The 22,287-nt window shown below is 39.2% G+C and carries 24 protein-coding genes and 1 other RNA gene (1 of these 25 only partly in view); 17 read left to right on the top strand and 8 right to left on the bottom strand.

Going from position 1 to position 22,287, the window contains the following annotated elements; translation table 11 throughout:
• Positions 1-297 carry the 3' portion of a DinB family protein gene (locus tag JM84_RS12395; protein WP_013751651.1) on the top strand. The gene continues 213 nt to the left of window position 1, outside the view, so only the last 297 of its 510 coding nucleotides appear in the window; its start codon lies beyond the left edge, outside the window; it ends in the stop codon at positions 295-297.
• A gap of 7 nt (positions 298-304) precedes the next feature.
• Here the strand turns inward: JM84_RS12395 and JM84_RS12390 are convergent, their stop codons facing one another.
• Together JM84_RS12390 and murQ are read right to left on the bottom strand one after the other, a co-directional pair.
• Positions 305-535, bottom strand: a complete 231-nt coding sequence (locus tag JM84_RS12390) for a DUF6095 family protein (protein ID WP_013751652.1) — start codon at positions 533-535, stop codon at positions 305-307.
• A complete protein-coding gene (gene murQ, locus JM84_RS12385) occupies positions 513-1,331 on the bottom strand; it encodes an N-acetylmuramic acid 6-phosphate etherase (RefSeq protein ID WP_041295900.1) in 819 nt (272 codons plus the stop codon). The genes JM84_RS12390 and murQ overlap by 23 nt, the downstream gene beginning before the upstream one ends.
• A 219-nt stretch (positions 1,332-1,550) precedes the next feature.
• Between murQ and JM84_RS12380 the strand changes: the two genes are divergently transcribed.
• From JM84_RS12380 to JM84_RS12315, 14 genes are all read left to right on the top strand, one after another.
• Positions 1,551-1,841, top strand: coding sequence for a hypothetical protein (locus JM84_RS12380; RefSeq protein WP_013751654.1), 291 nt, complete (start codon positions 1,551-1,553; stop codon positions 1,839-1,841).
• Positions 1,842-1,843: 2 nt separating this feature from the next.
• On the top strand, positions 1,844-2,134 hold the full coding sequence (locus tag JM84_RS12375; RefSeq protein WP_013751655.1) for a cell division protein ZapA: 291 nt from the start codon (positions 1,844-1,846) through the stop codon (positions 2,132-2,134).
• Between the two features lie 55 nt (positions 2,135-2,189).
• A non-coding RNA gene (ssrS, locus tag JM84_RS12370) (6S RNA) lies at positions 2,190-2,311 on the top strand.
• A gap of 122 nt (positions 2,312-2,433) precedes the next feature.
• The gene (gene rny, locus JM84_RS12365; protein ID WP_144784591.1) at positions 2,434-3,999 is read left to right on the top strand and encodes a ribonuclease Y; all 1,566 of its coding nucleotides are present in this window, start codon (positions 2,434-2,436) and stop codon (positions 3,997-3,999) included.
• A gap of 439 nt (positions 4,000-4,438) precedes the next feature.
• Entirely contained in the window at positions 4,439-5,056 is a 618-nt protein-coding gene (locus tag JM84_RS12360; protein WP_144784589.1) for a GNAT family N-acetyltransferase, read from the top strand.
• Positions 5,056-6,237, top strand: a complete 1,182-nt coding sequence (gene argG / locus JM84_RS12355) for an argininosuccinate synthase (RefSeq protein ID WP_144784587.1) — start codon at positions 5,056-5,058, stop codon at positions 6,235-6,237. The genes JM84_RS12360 and argG overlap by 1 nt, the downstream gene beginning before the upstream one ends.
• Positions 6,234-7,208 (top strand): N-acetyl-gamma-glutamyl-phosphate reductase, encoded by a 975-nt coding sequence (argC, locus tag JM84_RS12350; protein ID WP_144784585.1) that lies wholly within the window; start codon positions 6,234-6,236, stop codon positions 7,206-7,208. The genes argG and argC overlap by 4 nt, the downstream gene beginning before the upstream one ends.
• A gap of 18 nt (positions 7,209-7,226) precedes the next feature.
• Positions 7,227-8,015, top strand: a complete 789-nt coding sequence (proC, locus tag JM84_RS12345; protein ID WP_013751660.1) for a pyrroline-5-carboxylate reductase — start codon at positions 7,227-7,229, stop codon at positions 8,013-8,015.
• A gap of 18 nt (positions 8,016-8,033) precedes the next feature.
• On the top strand, positions 8,034-9,158 hold the full coding sequence (locus tag JM84_RS12340) for an aspartate aminotransferase family protein (protein ID WP_144784583.1): 1,125 nt from the start codon (positions 8,034-8,036) through the stop codon (positions 9,156-9,158).
• A complete protein-coding gene (locus JM84_RS12335; RefSeq protein WP_013751662.1) occupies positions 9,155-10,120 on the top strand; it encodes an N-acetylornithine carbamoyltransferase in 966 nt (321 codons plus the stop codon). The genes JM84_RS12340 and JM84_RS12335 overlap by 4 nt, the downstream gene beginning before the upstream one ends.
• Entirely contained in the window at positions 10,110-10,895 is a 786-nt protein-coding gene (gene argB / locus JM84_RS12330; RefSeq protein ID WP_013751663.1) for an acetylglutamate kinase, read from the top strand. Before JM84_RS12335 ends, argB begins: the two co-directional genes overlap by 11 nt.
• Positions 10,886-11,956: a M20 family metallo-hydrolase gene (locus tag JM84_RS12325; RefSeq protein WP_144784581.1), complete on the top strand. Its 1,071-nt coding sequence runs from the start codon at positions 10,886-10,888 to the stop codon at positions 11,954-11,956. Before argB ends, JM84_RS12325 begins: the two co-directional genes overlap by 10 nt.
• Positions 11,957-12,010: 54 nt before the next feature.
• Positions 12,011-13,294 (top strand): argininosuccinate lyase, encoded by a 1,284-nt coding sequence (argH, locus tag JM84_RS12320; protein ID WP_144784579.1) that lies wholly within the window; start codon positions 12,011-12,013, stop codon positions 13,292-13,294.
• A 57-nt stretch (positions 13,295-13,351) separates the two neighbouring features.
• A complete protein-coding gene (locus JM84_RS12315) occupies positions 13,352-13,633 on the top strand; it encodes a DUF2188 domain-containing protein (protein ID WP_013751666.1) in 282 nt (93 codons plus the stop codon).
• Here JM84_RS12315 and leuB read toward each other — a convergent pair.
• From leuB to JM84_RS12295, 4 genes are all read right to left on the bottom strand, one after another.
• Positions 13,630-14,745 carry a 3-isopropylmalate dehydrogenase gene (gene leuB, locus JM84_RS12310; protein ID WP_144784577.1) on the bottom strand — a complete coding sequence of 372 codons (1,116 nt, stop codon included), beginning with the start codon at positions 14,743-14,745 and terminating at the stop codon, positions 13,630-13,632. The genes JM84_RS12315 and leuB overlap by 4 nt on opposite strands.
• Positions 14,746-14,822: 77 nt before the next feature.
• On the bottom strand, positions 14,823-15,437 hold the full coding sequence (leuD, locus tag JM84_RS12305) for a 3-isopropylmalate dehydratase small subunit (protein WP_144784575.1): 615 nt from the start codon (positions 15,435-15,437) through the stop codon (positions 14,823-14,825).
• Positions 15,437-16,822, bottom strand: a complete 1,386-nt coding sequence (gene leuC, locus JM84_RS12300; protein WP_144784573.1) for a 3-isopropylmalate dehydratase large subunit — start codon at positions 16,820-16,822, stop codon at positions 15,437-15,439. The genes leuD and leuC overlap by 1 nt, the downstream gene beginning before the upstream one ends.
• A 49-nt stretch (positions 16,823-16,871) precedes the next feature.
• Positions 16,872-18,044, bottom strand: a complete 1,173-nt coding sequence (locus tag JM84_RS12295; protein WP_083811816.1) for a 2-isopropylmalate synthase — start codon at positions 18,042-18,044, stop codon at positions 16,872-16,874.
• Between the two features lie 118 nt (positions 18,045-18,162).
• Between JM84_RS12295 and JM84_RS12290 the strand changes: the two genes are divergently transcribed.
• Together JM84_RS12290 and JM84_RS12285 are read left to right on the top strand one after the other, a co-directional pair.
• A complete protein-coding gene (locus tag JM84_RS12290; RefSeq protein WP_013751671.1) occupies positions 18,163-19,725 on the top strand; it encodes a hypothetical protein in 1,563 nt (520 codons plus the stop codon).
• 39 nt (positions 19,726-19,764) lie between these two features.
• Positions 19,765-20,622, top strand: a complete 858-nt coding sequence (locus JM84_RS12285; RefSeq protein WP_013751672.1) for a DMT family transporter — start codon at positions 19,765-19,767, stop codon at positions 20,620-20,622.
• 7 nt (positions 20,623-20,629) lie between these two features.
• Here the strand turns inward: JM84_RS12285 and JM84_RS12280 are convergent, their stop codons facing one another.
• Both JM84_RS12280 and panB read right to left on the bottom strand, forming a co-directional pair.
• Complete coding sequence (locus JM84_RS12280) at positions 20,630-21,328, bottom strand: RluA family pseudouridine synthase (protein ID WP_013751673.1); 699 nt, start codon at positions 21,326-21,328, stop codon at positions 20,630-20,632.
• Between the two features lie 100 nt (positions 21,329-21,428).
• Positions 21,429-22,247, bottom strand: coding sequence for a 3-methyl-2-oxobutanoate hydroxymethyltransferase (panB, locus tag JM84_RS12275; protein WP_013751674.1), 819 nt, complete (start codon positions 22,245-22,247; stop codon positions 21,429-21,431).
• Positions 22,248-22,287 lie beyond the last annotated feature (40 nt).

Below are 22,287 nucleotides of genomic sequence, written 5' to 3'. Positions count from 1 at the left end.
GAAGTGATTTCAACAAATCCAGAGGCTGCAAAGAATAAGATATATGAAATCCAACAGCAATTAGTATCATTTATAGGAGTGAATACAGACTACTTATTACATGTTACAGACAACCTAGGGGCCGGTAAAGAAACAATCATGTACACACTTGAGAGTGTACTTGCTCAAGCTAATACGCATGCAACACATCACTATGCAATTATAAGTTATATGTTGCAAACTCTTGGAGTAGAAACTGTAATCGAAGGTTTTGGATATAATCCATCTACACCAGTTCCAAAAAGAGAGGGTATTTAAAATCTATTTAATCATTAAATAATGCTTTCATAAGCATTCTTATTCCTTTGAATCCAAAATAAATAGCAGCAATAAATAATATAATTCCAATGCCCAGAATAGGGATAAACATAGGATGATCCTGATTTTTAAAGGAAGAGTTAAGAATTATAGGTGCTGTTACTAATAATAAAAGAGTTCCTCCCATAAGTTTAACACCTTTGGCTAGCTTTTCTTTATTTGTGTGCATGATATTCATGTATTGCTTTACGTACACTGCCGTAGGTTAATAACAAAGTGTTTGCTTCTTTTTCTGGTATATTAAGTGAGGTCATAATCATATTAGTTCCTCGTTTTACTAGCTTCTCATTACTGAGTTGCATATCTACCATTTTATTTCCCTTAATATGTCCTAGCTTAATCATAGTAGCTGTAGATATCATATTGAGAATTAGCTTTTGAGCTGTTCCTGCTTTCATACGTGAGCTTCCCGTAACAAATTCTGGACCCACAACTGGAACTATTGGATATACAGCCGTTAATGCAAGTGGGCTTCCTTCATTACAAGTAATGCATCCGGTAATGATATTTTTTTCGTTACATTTCTCTAGAGCACTAATAACGTACGGTGTTGTTCCTGATGCAGCAATACCAATTACGACATCGTTATCTGAAATATTATGGCAGCTAAGATCTTCCCAGCCTTGATTTTTACTATCCTCTGCAAATTCTACCGCGTTCCTTATTGCCTCATCACCACCTGCAATTATTCCAATAACCGTTTCAGGAGATACACCAAAGGTAGGAGGGCACTCGCTTGCATCTACAACACCTAAGCGACCGCTAGTTCCGGCTCCCATGTAAAACAGTCTTCCGCCTTTTTCTAATTTTGATACAATCACGTCCACTAATTTTTCAATATGTGGGATTACCTTCTCAACTGCATTTGGAACTGTTTTGTCCTCTTTATTAATATTTGAGAGCAGCTCTGTGGTAGTCATCTTTTCAAGATGATCGTAGTGAGAATCTTGTTCTGTTGTTCTTGTAAATGTCACTGTATGTGTTTTAGGCTTTTGTAAAGGTACAGTGTTTCTTTTTATTTGCTGTACACGTGTAGTTAATAGTGTTACCTTCCTATTGGATAGTAGATTGAGAATGGTTGAGTCATGTTTTCGCGTAAGCATAATTTATATCTAATAAAATTTAACTCGTATCCATTGTATGAGTATCTTTCAAATGTTAACTTTGTGTAACGTAGTAAATGCAGACATGTTATGAGTAGTCTTTCTAAAGTTGTGGATTCTCTTGAGTATAGAGTCGCTACTTTGTTGAAAAAATACGAAGATGTGAAGCAAAAGCGGATAGACCTGGAAACAGAACTTACCGCAATGCAACAAGAAAACAAACAACTGAGAGACGCCATTGTGGCGAGTGAACAGAAGGTGAAGACTCTTAAAACGGCAAATGCATTACTAGGCAGTAACGATTACAAAAGGGAAACCAAATTGAAGATAAACGCATTAGTACGTGAGATTGATACATGTATTGCGTCACTGGCTGAATAATTATGGCAGACAAACTTAAAATTAAATTGTCAATTGCAGATCGCGTATACCCGCTTACTATTGATCCAGCTCAAGAGGAAGGATTACGTAAAGCGACTAAGGAGATTGAAGCAATGGTAAAGCAATTTGAGCAGAGTTATGCCGTTAGAGATAAGCAAGATGTATTAGCAATGTGTGCATTGCAATTTGCTTCAAAGGTTACCCAAAAAACTATAAATGAAGACTCTCTTAGTGATGAGACAGCAGCTAGATTACAAAAACTAGCGGCACTCCTCGATGAGAGCTTAACATAGACGTTCTTTACATACAACAGCATATTACTGCCTGCATTGGATATTTTTTTGATAAACTCAACAGTTATTTTTTATAAAGAGTGACTCTAAGTTGTAAAAGCATGCCGTTACTAGACTTGTCTAGGTAGACGGAACCTTGATCAGCTTTCTAGCTCTAATCCTTACTATTAGGAGTTTATACAAAATGCACTTCTAATGCAGGCTTTTTTATATCTCATCGTGAGATGTTAAGGTTGTAAAACCTTATAAATCAACCATTAGTACTGCCCTCTGTGGCATTAAAAATATTCACTAAAATTATGGAACATAATGCACTCTTGTTCATCGTAGGTGTGATTGCACTAGCTTTAGGCTTTCTTATAGCAAAAATGCTAGAACGTAACAACGCATCGCAGATTATCAAACGCGCTAAGAAAAGTGCCCAGGGCATTTTAAAAGAAGCAACTTCTGATGGAGAGTCTCTTAAAAAAGATAAAATATTACAAGCAAAAGAAAAATTTATTGAGCTTAAAGCAGAGCATGAGAAAGTAATATTATCTCGTGATAAGAAAATGAATGATGCAGAGAAACGAGCTAGAGATAAAGAATCTCAAGTAAGTGGAGAGCTTTCGCGAAATAAAAAATTAAATCAATCACTAGAAGATAAGATTAAAGATTACGACAAGCGTTTAGAATACGTTGATAAGAAAAAGGCTGAAGCAGAGAAGATGCACGAGAGTACTGTGCAGCAACTTGAGGTTATTTCTGGACTTTCTGCAGAAGAAGCAAAAAGTCAACTTGTAACTACTCTGAAAGATCAAGCCAAGGCAGATGCTATGAAGCACGTGCAAACTTCTATCGAAGAGGCAAAAATGACTGCAGAGCAAGAGGCTAAAAAAATTATCATTAATACCATACAACGTATAGGTACAGAGGAAGCAGTAGAAAACTGTGTATCTGTTTTTAACCTTGAAAGTGACGATGTAAAAGGAAGAATTATAGGTAGAGAAGGTCGTAATATACGTGCTATTGAAGCAGCAACAGGTGTTGAAATTATTGTAGATGATACTCCAGAGGCAATTATACTTTCTTGTTTTGATAGTGTGCGTCGTGAGGTAGCTCGTTTATCACTACACAAACTTGTAACAGATGGTCGTATACACCCAGCAAGAATTGAAGAAGTTGTACAGAAAACAACGAGACAAATTGAGCAAGAGATTGTAGAAGTAGGAAAACGTACAGTAATCGACTTAGGAATACACGGTTTACACCCAGAGCTTATTAAAGCAGTAGGGCGTATGAAGTACCGTTCTTCTTATGGTCAAAACCTACTACAACACAGTAGGGAGGTTGCAAAACTTTGTAGTGTGATGGCAGCAGAGTTAGGCGTAAATGCAAAACTTGCCCGTAGAGCTGGACTTTTACACGATATAGGTAAAGTGCCAGATACAGAGACAGAAACACCACACGCAATCTTAGGAATGCAATGGGCAGAGAAGTATGGAGAGAAGCCAGACGTGTGTAATGCCATAGGTGCTCACCACGATGAGATTGAGATGACAAGTTTACTTTCTCCTATTGTACAGGTTTGTGATGCTATAAGTGGAGCGAGACCAGGTGCACGCCGTCAGGTATTAGATTCATACATACAACGTCTCAAAGATCTTGAGGAAATAGCTTTTGGATTCCAAGGTGTGAAGAAGGCTTATGCTATTCAAGCAGGACGTGAACTACGTGTTATTGTAGAGAGTGAGAAGGTTAATGATGATAAAGCTTCATCACTATCTTTTGAAATTTCTCAGAAAATTCAAACAGATATGACTTACCCAGGTCAAGTAAAAGTTACCGTAATACGAGAGACCAGAGCGGTCAATATTGCAAAGTAACAGTAAGATTTAGTTATTATTTTTATAAAGAGGCTAGCGCATTATGCGCTAGCCTCTTTTGTTTTAAACCCCTTATGTTGAGTATTTCATAATCTAAAAGGCATTAAATAAGATTCTTGTAGTAAAGTCTAAAAATCTTATTTAATTATATAAAAAAGATAGTTTTTATATAATTAATACTAAAAGTGCATTGCTAGCTCAAATAAGTTGCTACCTTTGAGCCATTAGTATGAATAGAATAATTGCACATATCTCAAATAGCCTTACAGCACTTCTTGCTGCAAGACCTGCTATGCAATTACTTCCTGTTCCTGTACGACGCTTCCGCCGCCGCCCGTAAGGGTAGCTCATTAATGAGGGATGGTAGGTGAGTCCTATCCCGTTTTCCACAAAAGGAACCGTCACATTTTCAATATACATTTTAACTTAAATCATCGCTATGCAAATTGTTGTAGCCACGATTTCGCACACACCATATGCTCAGATTATCTGTGATACCATCGCAGAGTCATCTAAGGTACGTGGTACAGGAATCGCTCGTAGAACTCCAGAATATGTCATCTCAAAGATGGAAGCAGGTAATGCTGTCATCGCTTTAGAGGGAGACGTTTTTGCGGGCTTCTGTTATATAGAAGCCTGGGGACACGAAAAATTTATTGCCAACTCTGGACTTATTGTTCACCCAGACTTCAGAGGACAGGGACTTGCCAAAAAAATTAAAGGAGAGATATTTATGCTTTCGCGAAAGCGTTATCCAGATGCAAAAATCTTCGGAATCACTACGGGTCTTGCCGTGATGAAGATTAATAGTGACCTAGGTTATAAACCCGTCACGTTTTCTGAACTCACAACGGATGAAAGCTTCTGGAAAGGTTGCCAGACCTGCAAGAACTTTGATGTACTCACACGTACAGAACAAAAGATGTGCTTATGTACAGGGATGCTCTATGATCCATCAAAAGAATCCAAATCCACAGAAAAAAATACTGTAAAGGCGCCTGTTTTTAACAGGCTAAAACAAATAAAGGAAAAGCTATTCCTTAAAAAAAATAAGTAATGAAAAAATTAATCTTAGCATATTCAGGAGGACTCGATACAAGCTATTGTGTAAAATATTTCACTGCAGAAATGGGGTATGAAGTACACGCTGTAAGTGTAAATACAGGTGGATTTACAGATCAAGAAATCGCAAATAACAAAGAGAAAGCGCTTGCCCTAGGAGCGACATCATATACTAATATAGATGCTATAGCTACCTTTTATGATACGGTGGTGAAGTATCTCATTTTTGGTAATGTACTTAAGAACAACAGTTACCCACTTTCTGTAAGTGCAGAGCGTATCGTGCAAGCCATAGAGATTGCAAAATTTGCCAAAGCTCAAAACGTAGATACTATTGCTCACGGTAGTACGGGTGCAGGTAACGATCAGGTGCGTTTTGATATGACGTTCCAGACTATTGTGCCAGAGTTAGAAATAATAACGCCGATAAGAGATCAAACGCTTTCGCGAAAGCAAGAAATCGATTACCTACAGAGTCACGGTATCTCATGGTCTTGGGAGAAAGCGCAATACTCGATCAATCAAGGTTTATGGGGTACAAGTGTAGGAGGGGCACAAACCCTAACCTCACATCAAACACTTCCTGAAGATGCATATCCTAGTCAGCTGGAAGCTAGCGATTCGCAAACCTTAAAGATTGGATTCACACAAGGGGAACCTATATCACTTAATGGTAAGAAAGGGTCACCAGTGGAGATTATAGAGCAACTAGAAGACATCGCAAGCAAGTATGCCATAGGTCGCGGGATGCACGTAGGCGATACCATTATTGGTATAAAAGGAAGAGTAGGTTTTGAAGCTGCAGCTTCTATAATTATACTCGAAGCACATCGTACTCTTGAGAAACACACGCTTTCAAAATGGCAATTACAACACAAAGAAAACATCGCTTTGTGGTATGGTACTCACTTACACGAGGGATTATACCTAGAGCCAGTAATGAGAGACTTTGAAGCCTTCTTAAAGAGCAGCCAGAATACTGTCACGGGAGAGGTCGAGTTGATATTACATCCATATAGATTTGAGGTAGTAGGCATCACATCAGATTATGACTTGATGCAATCTAAGGTAGCGAGTTACGGAGAAGAAAACCAAGGCTGGACTGCCGCCGAAGCTAAAGGATTTATAAAAATATTAGGCAACCAGTCTAGAATCATAGCAAATCAGAACAAATGAAAAAAATAGGAATCATAGGTGGAGCAGGTTATACTGCTGGGGAGCTCATTAGACTGCTTATTCATCACCCAGAAGTTGAGATAGATTTTATATACAGCACAAGTAATGCTGGCAATGCAGTAGGCGTGGTGCATCAAGATCTTGCTTATGTAGATCTTGCTTTTACAAGTGAGGTAAACACAAGTGTAGATGTAGTTTTTTTATGTCTAGGTCACGGTAACTCTGGTAAATTTCTGGAGCAATATAGCTTTTCTTCAAGTACGAAGATCATTGATTTGAGTAATGAGTTTAGACTTAAGAGTGATGTCAATTTTAAGGATAGAACATTTGTTTACGGCTTGCCAGAAATCAATAAAGAGGAAATAAAAACCGCGCAAAACATTGCAAACCCTGGCTGTTTTGCAACTGCTATTCAACTAGCCTTATTGCCACTGGCGAGTGCTTCTTTGCTCAATCAAGATGTGCATATTAACGCCGTAACAGGAGCAACTGGAGCGGGAGTAAAACCTAGTGTTACTACGCATTTTGGGTGGAGAGATAATAACTTCTCACACTACAAGGCTTTTAATCATCAACATCTTGGGGAGATAGGAGAGTCTGTGGTGCAGCTGCAAGAAGGTTTTAATAGCGAACTTCATTTCATTCCACAGCGTGGTAATTTTTCTAGAGGGATTTTTGCAACTGCCTACACATATTTTGAAGGTACGATTGAAGAAGCATATGCGCTTTATGATGATTTTTATAAGGATTCCCCTTTCGCGAAAGCGGTAAAAGCACCTTTACACCTTAAACAAGTGGTCAATACAAACTACTGCTTTATCCATTTAGAAAAACACGGTAATAAATTATTAATTACCAGCGTGATTGATAATCTCTTAAAAGGAGCGAGTGGTCAAGCTGTAGAAAATATGAATCTAATGTTTGGTTGGGCTCAAGATACTGGTCTCCATCTCAAGGCAAGTTATTTCTAATAGTTAAGATATAGACATATGAAAATAGCAATCATTGGAACGGGGAATTTAGGTCTTGCCATCGCAAAAGGACTCATCACAAATAATGCGGTGACTAGCTTATATCTTACTAAAAGAGATATTTCGAGTATCGAAAAATGGGATGCGTACAAGGAAGTAACAACTACGAGTGATAACCGTGAGGCTGTTGTAAAAAGTGATATTCTCATTTTTGCAGTACAGCCAGGTCACTTTGCAAGTATACTTGAAGATATTAAAGAATTACTTACAGAAAAACATATTATCATCTCTACAATCACAGGTTTTAAAGTGCCGCAAATCGCTGAAATTGTAGGAGACGATCAATTTATTATACGTGCAATGCCTAACACTGCTATTGCCGTAGGTCAAAGTATGACCTGTTTATGTAGCAACACGGCAGGGGAAAAGCGTATTGCCATAGCCGAAGCCATTTTTAATAAACTAGGCACAAGTCTTATTATCCCAGAAGGACAGATGCAAGCTGCTACGGTAATCTGTGCGAGTGGTATTGCTTTCTGGATGCGATTGATAAGAGCAACTACGCAGGGAGCTATACAGTTAGGTTTTGACGCAAAAGAAGCGCAAGAACTTGCTATGCAAACCTGTCTAGGAGCTGCCACTTTGGTTATTAAATCTGGTAATCACCCAGAAGCAGAAATTGATAAAGTGACTACCCCAAAGGGCTGTACCATAGAAGGTCTCAATGAGATGGAACATTCAGGTTTAAGCTCTTCTCTCATAAAGGGAATCGTGGCTAGTTATCAAAAAATTAATAGCATCTCATAGTGCTGAAAAATAAAGGGTATGAAATTATTTAATGTATATCCACTTTATGATGTTACTCCTGTTAAGGCAGAGGGATGTTATGTGTATGATCAAAGTGGTCAGGAGTATCTTGATTTATATGGTGGTCACGCGGTGATCTCTATAGGTCACGGACACCCACATTATATAGAGAAATTAAAAACACAGATGGACGCTATAGGGTTTTATTCTAATGCAGTTCAGAATCCGCTGCAGGCGGAGGTTGCTCAGAAGTTAGGAGCGCTTTCTGGTTGTGAAGATTATGATTTGTTTTTCTGTAACTCAGGAGCAGAGGCAAATGAGAACGGATTAAAACTAGCGTCATTTGACACAGGTAAAAGTCGCGTGGTAGCGTTTAAAAATAGCTTTCACGGGAGAACATCTGCCGCCGTAGCAGCTACTGATAATCCTAGTATCGTTGCACCTATAAATGCACAACACAAAGTATCCATACTTGATCTGGGCAATACGGAGCAACTAGAGGAAACTTTGCAACAAGGCGATTGCTGCGCTGTGATTTTAGAATTTATTCAAGGTGTAGGAGGTTTAGATCAATCTACAGAGGTGTTTTATCAAGATGTTGCCGCGCTTTGTAAAAAATATGATGTAAAACTCATTGCAGACGAGGTGCAGTCTGGTTTTGGTAGATCTGGAGAGTTTTTTGCTTTTCAGAAATATAATATCACTCCAGATATTATCACCATCGCAAAGGGAATGGGTAACGGTTTTCCTGTGGGCGGCGTCCTGGTGCATCACTCTATTGAGGCGCGATATGGGATGCTGGGAACGACCTTTGGCGGTAATCATCTTGCTTGCGCTGCTACACTTGCGGTTCTCGAGGTGATTGAAAAGGAGCATTTGATGGCACACGCAAAGGAAATGGAAACCTACTTTAGGGAGAAAGCACTTGCATTTGGCAATCGGGTGACTGTAAAAGGTCGCGGACTAATGCTAGGGCTAGACTTAGGCTACGATGTAGGAGCATTGCGCAAAAAACTAATATACGAGCATCACATTTTTACGGGTGGAGCAAAAAACAAACACGTGCTTAGAATACTTCCACCACTTACGATTCAAAAACCACAGATAGATTTACTATTTGAAGCATTACACAAAGAGTTATGAAGAACTACATATCTATAAATGATATTCCTAATTTAGAAATGGCGATTAAAGAAGCGCTGTATATGAAGGAATATCCGTACGCTTTCGCGAAAGCGGGAAAACAAAAAACCTTAGGTCTTCTATTTTTTAACTCAAGCTTACGTACAAGATTGAGCACAGAAAAGGCTGCCAAAAACCTTGGAATGGAGACGATGACACTCAATGTAAACAGTGATAGCTGGCAACTAGAGTTTGAAGATGGTACTGTGATGGATGGCACAAAAGCAGAGCACATTAAAGAGGCTGCGCAGGTGTTATCGCAATATTGTGATGTACTTGCCGTGAGAGCTTTTCCAGGGCTGGTAGATAAAAGTCAAGATGAGCTAGAGGTTGTACTTTCTGCATTTATGCAATATGGGAGTGTGCCGGTTGTAAATCTAGAAAGCAGTACGGCGCACCCGCTACAAGGCTTTACAGATGCAATCACGATTTACGAACTCACCGAAAGTCTACGTGCAGAAAATAAAAAGCCTAATGTTGTGTTGACCTGGGCGCCACATCCTAAAGCCTTGCCGCACGCAGTTGCAAACTCATTTGTCCAGACTATGCAAAAGGCAAATGTAAATTTCACAATTACTAATCCAGAGGGGTATGATCTCAATCCAGAAATACGTGGAGAAGTACCTGTGATTCATAATCAGAAAGAAGCCTTTGCAAATGCTGATATCATTTATGTAAAAAATTGGAGCAGCTATGAAGATTATGGTAAGGTGCAATCGCAAGACAGTAACTGGATAATTAATGCCGAAAAACTTAAGGGAACCAATCAAGCCAAAGTAATGCATTGCCTACCTGTGCGTCGTAACGTTGTCATTGCAGATGATGTGCTAGACACTGCATCAAGCGCAGTAATCCAGCAAGCTGGTAATAGAACGTGGGCTGCACAATGGGTACTTAAAAACATACTCGACAATGATAAATAAACAGCAACTTACCGTAGTAAAAATAGGTGGAGACATTGTAGATTATAATGAGCTGCTCACCTCATTTTACACGCATTTTAAGGCAATTTCTGGTCCAGCTATAATCATACACGGTGGAGGAAATAAAGCATCTACTTTACAAGAGCAGCTGGGTTATGTTCCGGTAAAAGTAGACGGGAGAAGGGTGACAGATGAGGCTACGCTAGAGGTTGTGACAATGGTGTATGCCGGACTTCTCAATAAGAAACTTGTCGCTGGCCTGCAGGCAAAAGGTAAAAATACCATAGGACTTTCTGGCGCTGATGGTGATGCTGTGAGAGCTCATAAACGCGAAGTGAAAACTGTAGATTATGGCTTTGTGGGAGATATAGATAGAGTGAATGTGAGTTTTATAAATGACCTCCTTTCTGATGGAAAAGTACCCGTATTTTCTGCAATTACGCACGATGGTAATGGGCAATTACTCAACACCAATGCAGATACACTTGCTGCCAAAATTGCGGTAGCAATGAGCTCTCTCTACAACGTTCAATTATTTTATTGTTTTACAAAACCAGGTGTTCTTGGAGATGTAAATAATGATGAATCGATAGTAACGCGCATAGATAAAGGCCTTTATAAAGAGATGAAAACAGCAGGACAAATATTTGAAGGGATGATTCCTAAACTAGACACTGCTTTTGAGGCGCTAGATCAGGGCGTTATGAGAGTGCATCTGGGCGAAGTTGACGTACTGAGCGATAACACTATAAAACACACGACACTATGTCTTTAAAAACTCAAATAGATAACGCCGTAGCACTACTACAATCACTCATTGAGACACAAAGTTTTTCTAGTGAAGAAGATGGCACAGCTTTACTTATAGTAAACTGGCTAGAGGAGAAGGGGATTACGCTTTCGCGAAAGCGTAACAACATCTACGCATTTAATAAACATTATGACGCATCAAAACCGTTATTGCTTCTCAACTCCCACCACGATACGGTTAAGCCAAATAAAGGATATACAAGAGATCCTTATAATGCCGAAATCAAGGACGGAAAATTGTACGGTCTAGGAAGTAACGATGCAGGTGCAAGTCTTGTAGGATTGCTTACTGCGTTTGTACATTTTTATGAGCGTGAGGGTATGTCTCATAATATTGTAATTGTAGCTTCTGCTGAAGAAGAGTCAAGTGGTCCAAATGGTCTTAATAGTATGCTTGCGCATCTACCAGAAATAGATGTTGCCATAGTAGGCGAGCCTACACTTATGAACCTCGCCATTGCCGAAAAAGGTCTGGTGGTTTTTGATGCAGTAGTGAAAGGAACGGCAGGTCACGCAGCTCACATAAAGGAGAATATGGCTATTTATAATGTGATAGAAACCTTGCAGTGGTTTGAGAATATAACTTTTGATAAAGTGTCTGAGACGCTGGGTGCCACTAAGGTTACAGTAACTCAAATAAATGCTGGTAGTCAACATAATGTAGTGCCTAGTCAAGTAGAACTCGTCATAGATGTGAGAGTTAATGAACATTACAGCAACCAAGAAATCGCCGATTATATGGTGGCAAATGTGCCGTGTGACACAATACAGCCACGGTCATTGAGATTAAATAGTTCGCGTATTCCAAAAGAGCACAAATTAGTACAAGCAGGAATAGCCCTAGGCAGAGAAACCTACGGTTCGCCTACCTTATCTGATCAAGCCTGTTTGAGTTGTCCATCTTTAAAACTAGGTATAGGCGACAGCACTCGCTCTCATATGGCAGATGAGTTTGTCTATGTACACGAGATAGAGCAGGGGATTCCATTGTACATCGAGCTCTTAGAAAAATTTTTAAACGCATAAATAATAAAGGTTGTTGCAATAGTGTGAATAGCATAACCTACTAATAAGATACCTATGAAACTTTGGGAAAAAGGAATACCAACAGATCAAAAAATAGAAGCATTTACGGTGGGTAATGATCGTGAGATTGATATCCATATTGCTAAGTATGATTTGCTAGCCAGCAAGGCACACGCAACGATGCTTGCATCTGTAGGCTTGCTTACACAAGAGGAGAGCGACCAGTTAAATAAGCAGTTAGACCTTATGCTCAAGCAAGAGCAGGAGGGAACATTTGTTATAGAAGCAGATTTTGAAGATGTACACTCTAAAATAGAAAGTGATCTTGTAAAAGCATTAGGAGATACGGGGAAAAAAATACACACAGCGAGATCTCGTAATGACCAAGTTCTTGTGGCGTTAAACCTTTATTTCAAAGCAGAATTATCCCAGATTACGCAAGGAGTAGAGAAGTTGTTTAAGACACTTCTCAAACTTGCAGAGGCGCATAAAAACACCCTACTACCTGGATATACGCACCTTCAAGTGGCAATGCCATCATCATTTGGGCTTTGGTTTTCTGCCTATGCAGAGTTACTTATAGATGACCTTTACTTACTCAAAGCAGCGCAGAAGGTAGTAGATCAAAATCCGCTGGGGAGCGCAGCTGGATATGGGTCTAGTTTTCCTATCGATAGAGAGATGACTACCGCGCAACTTGGATTTGCCGATTTGAAATACAATGTAATTGCGGCTCAACTCTCAAGAGGGAAATCTGAGCGTACGGTAACACAAGCTGTAGCCAATATTGCCAATACCTTGAGTCGTTTTGCAATGGATATATGTTTGTACTGCTCTCAAAATTTTGGATTCATTAAGTTTCCAGATGCACTTACTACGGGCAGTAGTATAATGCCGCATAAAAAGAACCCAGATGTATTTGAGCTTTTGCGTGGTAAGTGCAATCAGTTACAAGCAATCCCTCAAGAAATGATTATGATAACAAATAATCTGCCAAGCGGTTATCACAGAGACTACCAGTTACTTAAAGAAAATGCTATCAAGTCTGTTGAGGATCTTAAGGTAGTGCTAGATATTTTTGAGTTCTCTATTGCTCAGGTGCAAGTGCAGGATGTAAATCTGGATGATGAGAAATATCAACACCTCTTTACGGTAGATGCTATTAACGATCTTGTGACTGCTGGAGTACCTTTTAGAGAAGCATATAAGCAAATAGGAGAGCAGGTAGAAAATGGTTCTTTTAAAGCAGGAAATACAAAGGAGCACTCACACTTAGGAAGTATACATAACCTAGGTCTAGATAAGATACAAGCCAAATTTGACAAGGCGGTATCTTAATGAGTATGGAAGGCTTTAGACACATAATGAGCTTGTGTAAAATAGTATCTTCGCACTATGAGTAGCATTAAAACCTTTTTGCGTTCATTACTAGAAATAGTAGAAAACGTATATGAAAACTCTCGCAAGGCAAGTAGAAAACGCACTTGGCATCAGCACGTGGTCCCCTATGAAGGGGACTGGGCTGTAAGGCGCGAGGGTAACAAGCGTATCACTTCAAAGCATCAAAAGCAGAGTACTGCCATACGTAAAGCAAAGCGTATTGCTCGTAAACGCAAGGCAGATGTGATTATACACCGTGCAGGTGGTGGCATACGCGAGCGTATAAACTACGATTAAATAATTGTGCTTTGTCCTGCGTGAATATTTTTAAAATTACGATTTGTGTCTTCTGGATTAAGAATGTAATCTGCAATAAAGTCTCCCACTTTTGAAGTGCTTAGTGGCTTTTTGGGATTGAGGTCTTCTGTAGAGAAACCTAATTCTAAAGATTTTTCTACAGCGGTTTCTATACTGGCTGCCTCTTCTTGCAAGCCTAGGTGTCTTAACAACATCGCTGCAGATAATATAGAAGCCAGCGGATTTGCAATTCCCTTGCCAGTCGCTTGCGGGTAGGAGCCGTGTATAGGCTCAAAAAGTGCATTTTCTTTTCCTACAGAGGCAGATGCTAGAAGTCCTATAGAACCACCTATTACACTTGCTTCGTCAGATATAATATCACCAAACAAGTTTTCCGTTAAGATCACATCAAACTGCTTTGGGTTTAAAATCATTTGCATCGCTGCATTGTCTACAAAGAGAAAATCTACCGCTACATCAGGATATCCTTTGGCAATCTCAGTGACTGTTTTTCTCCAAAGCCTGGAAGTCTCTAACACATTTGCTTTATCTACAAGAGTAAGTTTTTTACGTCGTTTTTGAGCTTCTTTAAATGCTAGATGTGCAATTCTCGTAATTTCCTCTACAGAATACGAGCAACCGTCTGAAGCTACTTGACCATCATCACTTAGATGCTTTTCTCCGAAATAGATTCCACCCGTTAGTTCGCGATAAATCGACATATCTGCGCCAGAAATGATTTCTCTTTTAAGAGGTGAATTATCTATAAGTTGCTCGTAAGCCTTCACAGGGCGCACATTACAAAAGAGTCCTAGTGACTTGCGAAGTCTCAAAAGGCCTTGCTCTGGACGAACTTTTGCCGTAGGGTCGTTATCATATTTGGGATCACCAATGGCCCCAAATAATATAGCGTCAGATGCCTCACAAATATCCAGCGTTTCCTCAGGAAGCGGATTGCCCGTCGCGTCTATGGCGCAAGCACCCATCATTGCTTCTGTATATGTAAAGTGATGTCCGTATTCGTCTGCTACTGCCTCTAGAGCTTTTTTTGCTTGAGCAGTAACTTCTGGTCCTATCCCGTCTCCAGGTATGATTGCAATATTAAAATCCATAGTGTGTGTTTGAATTATGTACTAAATCCCCGCCTTAGTAGGCGAGGATCTGGTAACCATTTATATATTGTGTTTTATTAAAACACCATTCGTTCTTTTTCAAAGGCTTCTATTTCTGCCTTTTTACTTAATAAAAAATCTATATCATCATACCCATTGATCATACATACTTTCTTGTAAGGATCTATTTCAAATTCCGCTTTCGTACTTCGACCTTGCTCAGCATAAACTCCAGCCATCTCAACTACCTGATTTTCTAGGTCTATTGTAATAGGCAACTTAGGGTTTGCTTCTATACCTGCTAGTAATTCCTTAAGATACTCCGGCGTCACCTGAATGGGAAGTAAGCCGTTGTTAAGTGCATTACCTTTAAAAATATCTGCAAAAAAACTTGAGATCACAACCTTAAACCCATATCCTACAATTGCCCAAGCAGCGTGCTCACGGCTAGACCCACAACCAAAGTTATCTCCAGCTACCAGAATTTTTGCTCCAGCATATTGTGGTTTATTAATAGGGAACTCTGCATCCAGCATTCCATCTTTTTTAAAACGCCAGTCTCTAAAGACGTTATCACCAAACCCTTTTTTATCTGTCGCCTTCAAGAAGCGCGCAGGGATAATCTGGTCTGTATCTATATTTTCTATAGCTAGCGGTACCGCGGTGCTTATGAGTTTTGTAAATTTTTCCATTAGGCTACAGCTTCTTTTGTGACGTCTACTATTTTCCCTGCAATGGCAGTAGCGGCAGCTACAAGGGGAGATGCAAGAATCGTTCTTGCGCCTTGACCTTGGCGGCCTTCAAAATTTCTATTTGAGGTAGAAACACAGTACTCTCCAGCGGGAATCTTATCATCATTCATCGCTAGACAGGCTGAACAGCCAGGCTGCCGTAAGGCAAACCCAGCCTCTTCAAACACCTCTTTAAGCCCCTCTTCTTCGAGTTGCTTTGCTACTTGTTGTGAGCCAGGTACTAGCCAGGCGTTCACATTTGCAGCTTTATGTTTTCCGCGCACGTAAGCTGCGGCTATTCTAAAATCTTCTATTCTTGAGTTTGTACAACTTCCTAAAAACACATAATTAATAGGTGTGTCTAGTAGTTGATCTCCACCCTTGAAATTCATATATTCAAGTGCTTTTTCAAAGGTCATATCACCCTTCTCAGGGATAGCGCCATTTATTTTAATTCCCATTCCCGGGTTTGTGCCGTAGGTGAGCATAGGTGCTATATCTTCGGCATCAAATTGATATTCTTTGTCAAAAGTGGCATCTTGATCTGTAGGAAGTGTTTTCCAGTAGGATACCGCTTTCGCGAAAGCGTCACCCTGCGGAGCAAATTTGCGCCCTTCCACATAATCAAAAGTGGTTTGATCTGGGGCAATCATTCCGCCACGAGCACCCATCTCGATACTCATATTACAAACCGTCATACGGCCTTCCATACTCATCTCCTCAAAAACATTACCTGCATACTCACAGAAGTAACCAGTACCGGCATTAGTGCCTAATTTTGAAATGATATATAAAATCACATCCTTAGGAGAAACGTGTGGTGCGAGGGTACCATTTACAGAAACACGCAAGCTTTTAGGTTTGTTAAGTAATAGACTCTGACTCGCAAATACTTGTCCCACCTGACTCGTCCCGATACCAAAGGCAATAGTGCCAAAAGCGCCATGTGTTGAGGTGTGACTATCACCACAAACCATAGTCATACCGGGTTGTGTGATGCCCAGTTCTGGTGCCATCACGTGTACAATACCATTGTATTTGTGACCTAGTCCATAGAGGGTAATACCGTGTTTCTCACAGTTATTAGTAAGTTGTTGTAATTGCTTGCGAGACATCTCATCCTTGATAGGAAGATGCTGATTTTCAGTTGGGGTGTTATGATCTGCGGTGGCAACTATTTGATCTGGACGCGCTACAGCAATACCACGCTCCTCAAGCTCATTAAACGCCTGTGGACTGGTAACCTCATGTATTAAATGCTTGTCTATGTATAAGATTTGGGGTCCATTATCTACCGTATCTACTACGTGTGCATCCCAGACTTTATCAAATAGTGTTTTTCCCATTGTATTGTGTTACTCAAATTTTACGTTGTAAAAATCGAGTTGGTTATTGTTAAGCTACTGCTCCTGCTTTAAGCTGTATGCGATCCATTATCATATGGATGTCATTATCCTTTACTTCTTTTTGTCTATCTGCTACATTAAGAAACTGTTCATAAGCTGCATCTAGTTGTATTTTGGTCAATTCGTATCCTACTTTTTTAGATCTGTATGCAAGTGCTGCTCTACCACTTCTTGCAGTAAGCACGATAGAAGTCTCATTTACTCCCACATCTTTAGGATTCATGATCTCGTAGGTCTCTCTATTTTTAATCATACCATCTTGGTGAATTCCTGAGCTGTGAGCAAAAGCATTTGCACCTACAATAGCTTTGTTAGGTTGTACGACCATTCCCATCTTATCACTCACCATACGGCTCGTGTCAAAAAGTAGTTGGGTATTTATATCTGTGTGAAGATTAAGGGTAGGATGTTGTTTAAGTATCATCACCACTTCCTCTAGAGAGGTGTTACCAGCACGCTCTCCTATACCGTTTATGGTACATTCGATCTGTCTTGCACCATTTATAACGCCAGCAATACTATTTGCAGTGGCTAGACCAAGATCATTATGACAGTGACAAGAGAGGATTACGTTTTCTATACCTTTCACGTTTTCACGTAAGTATTTAATTTTTGCTCCATACTCTTCAGGTAAACAATAACCTGTAGTATCTGGAATATTAAGAACTGTCGCTCCAGCTGCGATGACTTGTTCTAGAACACGAGCAAGAAAAGCGTTATCTGTACGACCCGCATCTTCTGCATAAAACTCTACATCATCAACAAAATTTTTCGCGTAAGCGGTTGCTTTTACAGCACGTTCAATAATTTGTTCTGGTGTGGCGTTAAACTTATATTTCATGTGCGACTCGCTAGTCCCTATACCAGTGTGTATTCTAGGTTTTAGGGCATATTTAAGTGCTTGTGCCGCTACTTCTATATCTTTCTCTACAGCGCGGGTGAGACCACATACGGTTGCGTTTTTTACGAGTTTTGATATCTCTGCCACAGAGGTAAAATCTCCAGGTGATGAAATAGGGAATCCAGCTTCTATAACATCTACGCCTAACACATCGAGACGCTCTGCTATGGTGAGCTTTTCTTTTTTGTCTAGTTTACAACCAGGAACCTGCTCTCCATCTCTAAGAGTCGTATCAAAAATCTGAACTTTGTCGTTTTGCATAGCATTCATTTCTACACGAATTTATACCTTGCTTATTCTTAAACGATGTGAGTTATAAAGAAGCTTACGATATCAAGGTTAATTTTAGTCTAATCAAATAACTGTATTTCAATTAGTTATGAGAAAAATCATTACAACGCTTAATGATCATAATGATTCTTTATTTATTTTAATAAAGTCATTATCTAAGAGTGAGAAGCGCCAGTTTAAACTGTACGTAGGCCGACTAGTGGGAAATAGTGAAGCCAAGTTTTTGCAACTTTTTGAATTTCTAGATAAAGAAAAAACATATAATGAGACTGCTATTTTAAAGTCTGGAATAGTTACTAAAACACAACTTTCTAACCTTAAAGCACATCTTTATAGACAATTATTAATAAGCTTACGGCTCACTCCTGCGCACCAAAATATACGTGTTCAAATACGAGAGCAGCTAGATTTTGCAACCATCTTATATCAGAAAGGGTTGTATAAACAAAGCCTCAAAATTCTTGATAAAGCCAAGAGTATGGCGCTTGAGAATGAGGAAAAAAACGTGGCCTACGAGATTGTAGAATTAGAGAAAATTATAGAAACCCAATATATCACTAGAAGTATATCTACTCGTGCAGATGAGCTTGCTGTACAAGCAAAAATGCTAAGTGAGCAAAATGTAATGGCTAGTAAGTTATCTAATCTCTCATTACAATTATATAGTATCATGCTCAAGACGGGTTATGTGAAGAGTGATGCAGAGAAGCAGCGCCTTACTGACTACTTTGATGGGCATTTACCTAAGTATAATTATGACACACTTAACTTTAGAGAAAAGTTGTGGTTGTATAAAGCGCATCTGTGGTATAGTTTTTTAACGCAAGACTTCTTGACCAGTTACAAGTATGCAGATCGTTATGTGAGACTTTTTGATGATAACCCAACAATGATCAAGCAAAATCCAGTATTCTACTTAAAGGGAATACATTATTTGCTCGAATCTTTATATTATCTCAAACACGAATCAAAGTTTAAGGAAGCGCTCGATAAACTCACCACCGTAAAGGAGAATCCTAACTTTCCTAAAGGTGATAACCTAGATACGCTATTATTTCTATATACGACAAGCAATCGCTTTAATCATAAGTTTATGACGGGAAGTTTTAGTGATAAGGATGGTCTTGTAAAAGAGGTGCTTGCAGGATTAAAATCTCCTAAATATAGAATAGATGAGCATCATGTAATGATATTCTATTATAAGATTGCAAGTCTATACTTTGGAGCCGGAGATAACGTGAAATGTATAGAGTACTGTCAAAAAATAATCAATAATCATAGTCTCAAAAGTAGAGAAGACCTCATGTGTTTCTCACGTATTCTCAATCTCATTGCTCATTATGAAGCTGGCAAGGACTATCATCTAGAGTCGCTATTAAGAAGCACCTATAAGTTTCTAATTAAGATGGATGATATGCATGAGGTACAAAAAGAGATGATTAAATTTGTGCGAAACTTAGGCGATATATACCCTCACGAACTCAAGGGAGCTTTTAAGAAATTACACAGCACGCTCAAGCAATATGAGGAAGATCCTTATGAGCGAAGAGCATTTTTATACTTAGATGTATTGTCCTGGTTAGAGAGTAAAATAGAGAATAAACCTGTGGCAGATATAATCAAAAATAAAGCGCATCAATCTTTGCGTTAATTATGTACATCATAGTGTTCCCTCAACTATAATTATCATATGAAAAATAGCACCAAACATATATTAGAGATCAATCTTGCCATGCTTTTTGTGAGCACATCTGGTGTTTTGGGGAGATATATAGATTTACCTCCTGCAGTAACCATAGGTATTAGATCTTTTGGGGCAATGCTGTTGCTTGGCCTCTTTATAAAGTGGAAAGGTTTTTCTTTTACGCTTGCGCGAAAAGATATGCTTGCGATTGCTCTTTCTGGAGTTTTTATGGGACTACACTGGATTACCTATTTTTATTCCTTACAGCTATCCAATGTTGCTATCGGGATGCTCTCGCTATTCACTTATCCTGTGATGACTAGTTTGCTAGAACCACTATTTTTAAAAACGCAGTTTTCAAAAATGCACTTATTACTAGGGGTGCTTGTCTTGATAGGTATTTACTTTCTTGCGCCTTCTTTTGATACAGAAAACGACTATTTCCTTGCGATATTAATAGGCTTGCTGTCTGCATTATGTTTTGCAATACGCAATCTGCTTGTTAAGACAAAAATAGGCTCCTATAACGGGTCTGTAGTGATGTGGTACCAAACGCTGGTGATTGCGATTATGCTTATACCAGCATATTTTATCTTTGACACCGAAGGTTTTGTTGCAGAGCTGCCTTATATAGGATTGCTTGCTCTTATAACCACCGCTTTAGGACACACGATGTTCTTGTTTAGTATCAAAAGATTTTCTGTTACAGCAGCTAGTTTAATGGGAAGCGTGCAGCCTATTTATGGGATCATTCTAGGTATTATTTTTCTTAATGAAATCCCTGGATGGCGTACTGTGTTGGGAGGTTCTTTAATACTATTTAGTGTTGTGGCAGAGAGTTTAAGAGCGTCGCGAAATAAGTAGGAAACCCCTAGTTACAAGCCTTCCACACAGCATCTCCTTCGGGAACTTCGGCTGTAAAAGTCATTTCTTCCTTTTTTACAGGGTGGGTGAGGGTAAGCTTTCGCGAAAGCAAACTTATACTACCGTCAGGATTGCTACGATCAAAACCATATTTAAGATCGCCTTTTATAGGGGATCCTATAGCCGTAAGTTGGGCTCTAATCTGATGATGTCTCCCAGTGTGCAAGTCAATCTCGAGTAGGAAAAAGGTCTTGAGCTTTTTTATAACTCTATAATCCAAAATTGCCTTTTTACTATCCGGAACCTCGTGCTTATGAGCGTAGCTTTTATTCTGCTTTGGATTTCTCTTGAGGTAATGAATAAGAGTTCCACTCTCTGCCGGCGGCGGATTTTTTACTAACGCCCAGTAGGTCTTTTGTGTTTCTCTTTCGGCAAAGGCTTTGTTGAGGCGTGGTAGTGCTTTGCTTGTTCTTGCAAATACAACAATTCCAGAAGTAGGTCTGTCTAATCTATGTACAACACCTAGATAAACGGCGCCGGGTTTATCATACTTTATAGCAATATATTTTTTTACCACCTCACTTAATGGAGCATCACCTGTCTTATCTCCCTGTACGATATCCCCACTACGTTTATTAATCACAATAATGTGATTATCCTCATAAATAACGTTGAGGTTGTCTGCAGTAGAGAGGGTATTATTCATTGATGGCTTTTCTTTTAGAAGCTATAATTATATCCATATTATCACGATTGCATGAAGCTCTACGTGATAATATGGGTATAAGGGAATTTAATACGGTGTATTAATATTGCTCATCTTCGTTAGGGAAGCTTTGATTTTTTACATCTGTGCTATATTGCTCAAATGCTTTTGTCATTTCTGTATGAAGATCTAGGTAACGTCTCAAAAAACGCGGATTGAATTCATGTGTCATTCCAACCATATCGTGCGTTACTAGTACTTGACCATCTACACCAGCACCAGCGCCTATACCAATTACTGGAATTGTAAGGCTAGCGGCAACTTCTTGAGCTAGTTTTGCAGGAACTTTTTCTAAAACAAGTGCAAAACATCCTGCTTTTTGAAGCATTAGTGCGTCTTCCTTTAGTTTTTGAGCTTCTTCTTCTTCCTTTGCTCTCACCGTATAAGTACCAAATTTATAGATACTTTGTGGTGTAAGTCCTAGGTGACCCATTACAGGGATTCCTGCGTTAAGAATACGCTTAATACTTTCTTTTACCTCTTTACCACCTTCTAATTTTATAGAGTGTCCTCCAGATTCCTTCATGATACGTATTGCAGATCGTAACGCTTCTTTAGGATCACTCTGGTAACTACCAAATGGTAAATCTACCACGACCAAAGCTCTGTTAATAGCACGCACAACAGAAGAGGCATGATATATCATTTGATCTAGCGTAATAGGTAGTGTGGTCTCGTGTCCAGCCATTACATTTGAAGCACTATCCCCTACCAGAATAACATCTATACCTGCACCATCCACTATTTTTGCCATGGTATAATCGTAGGCAGTAAGCATTGATATTTTTTCTCCACGAGCTTTCATCTCAGTAAGAGACTTTACGGTTACTCTTTTGTATTCTTTTTTGGCTGTAGACATTTGTTTATTTTTTCTGTTACAAAAGTAGTAAATTAGATAC

Origin of the sequence: Dokdonia sp. Hel_I_63, from assembly GCF_007827285.1 — a bacterium.
GTDB lineage: Bacteria > Bacteroidota > Bacteroidia > Flavobacteriales > Flavobacteriaceae > Dokdonia.
This window is presented reverse-complemented; position numbering and strand designations above follow the sequence as displayed.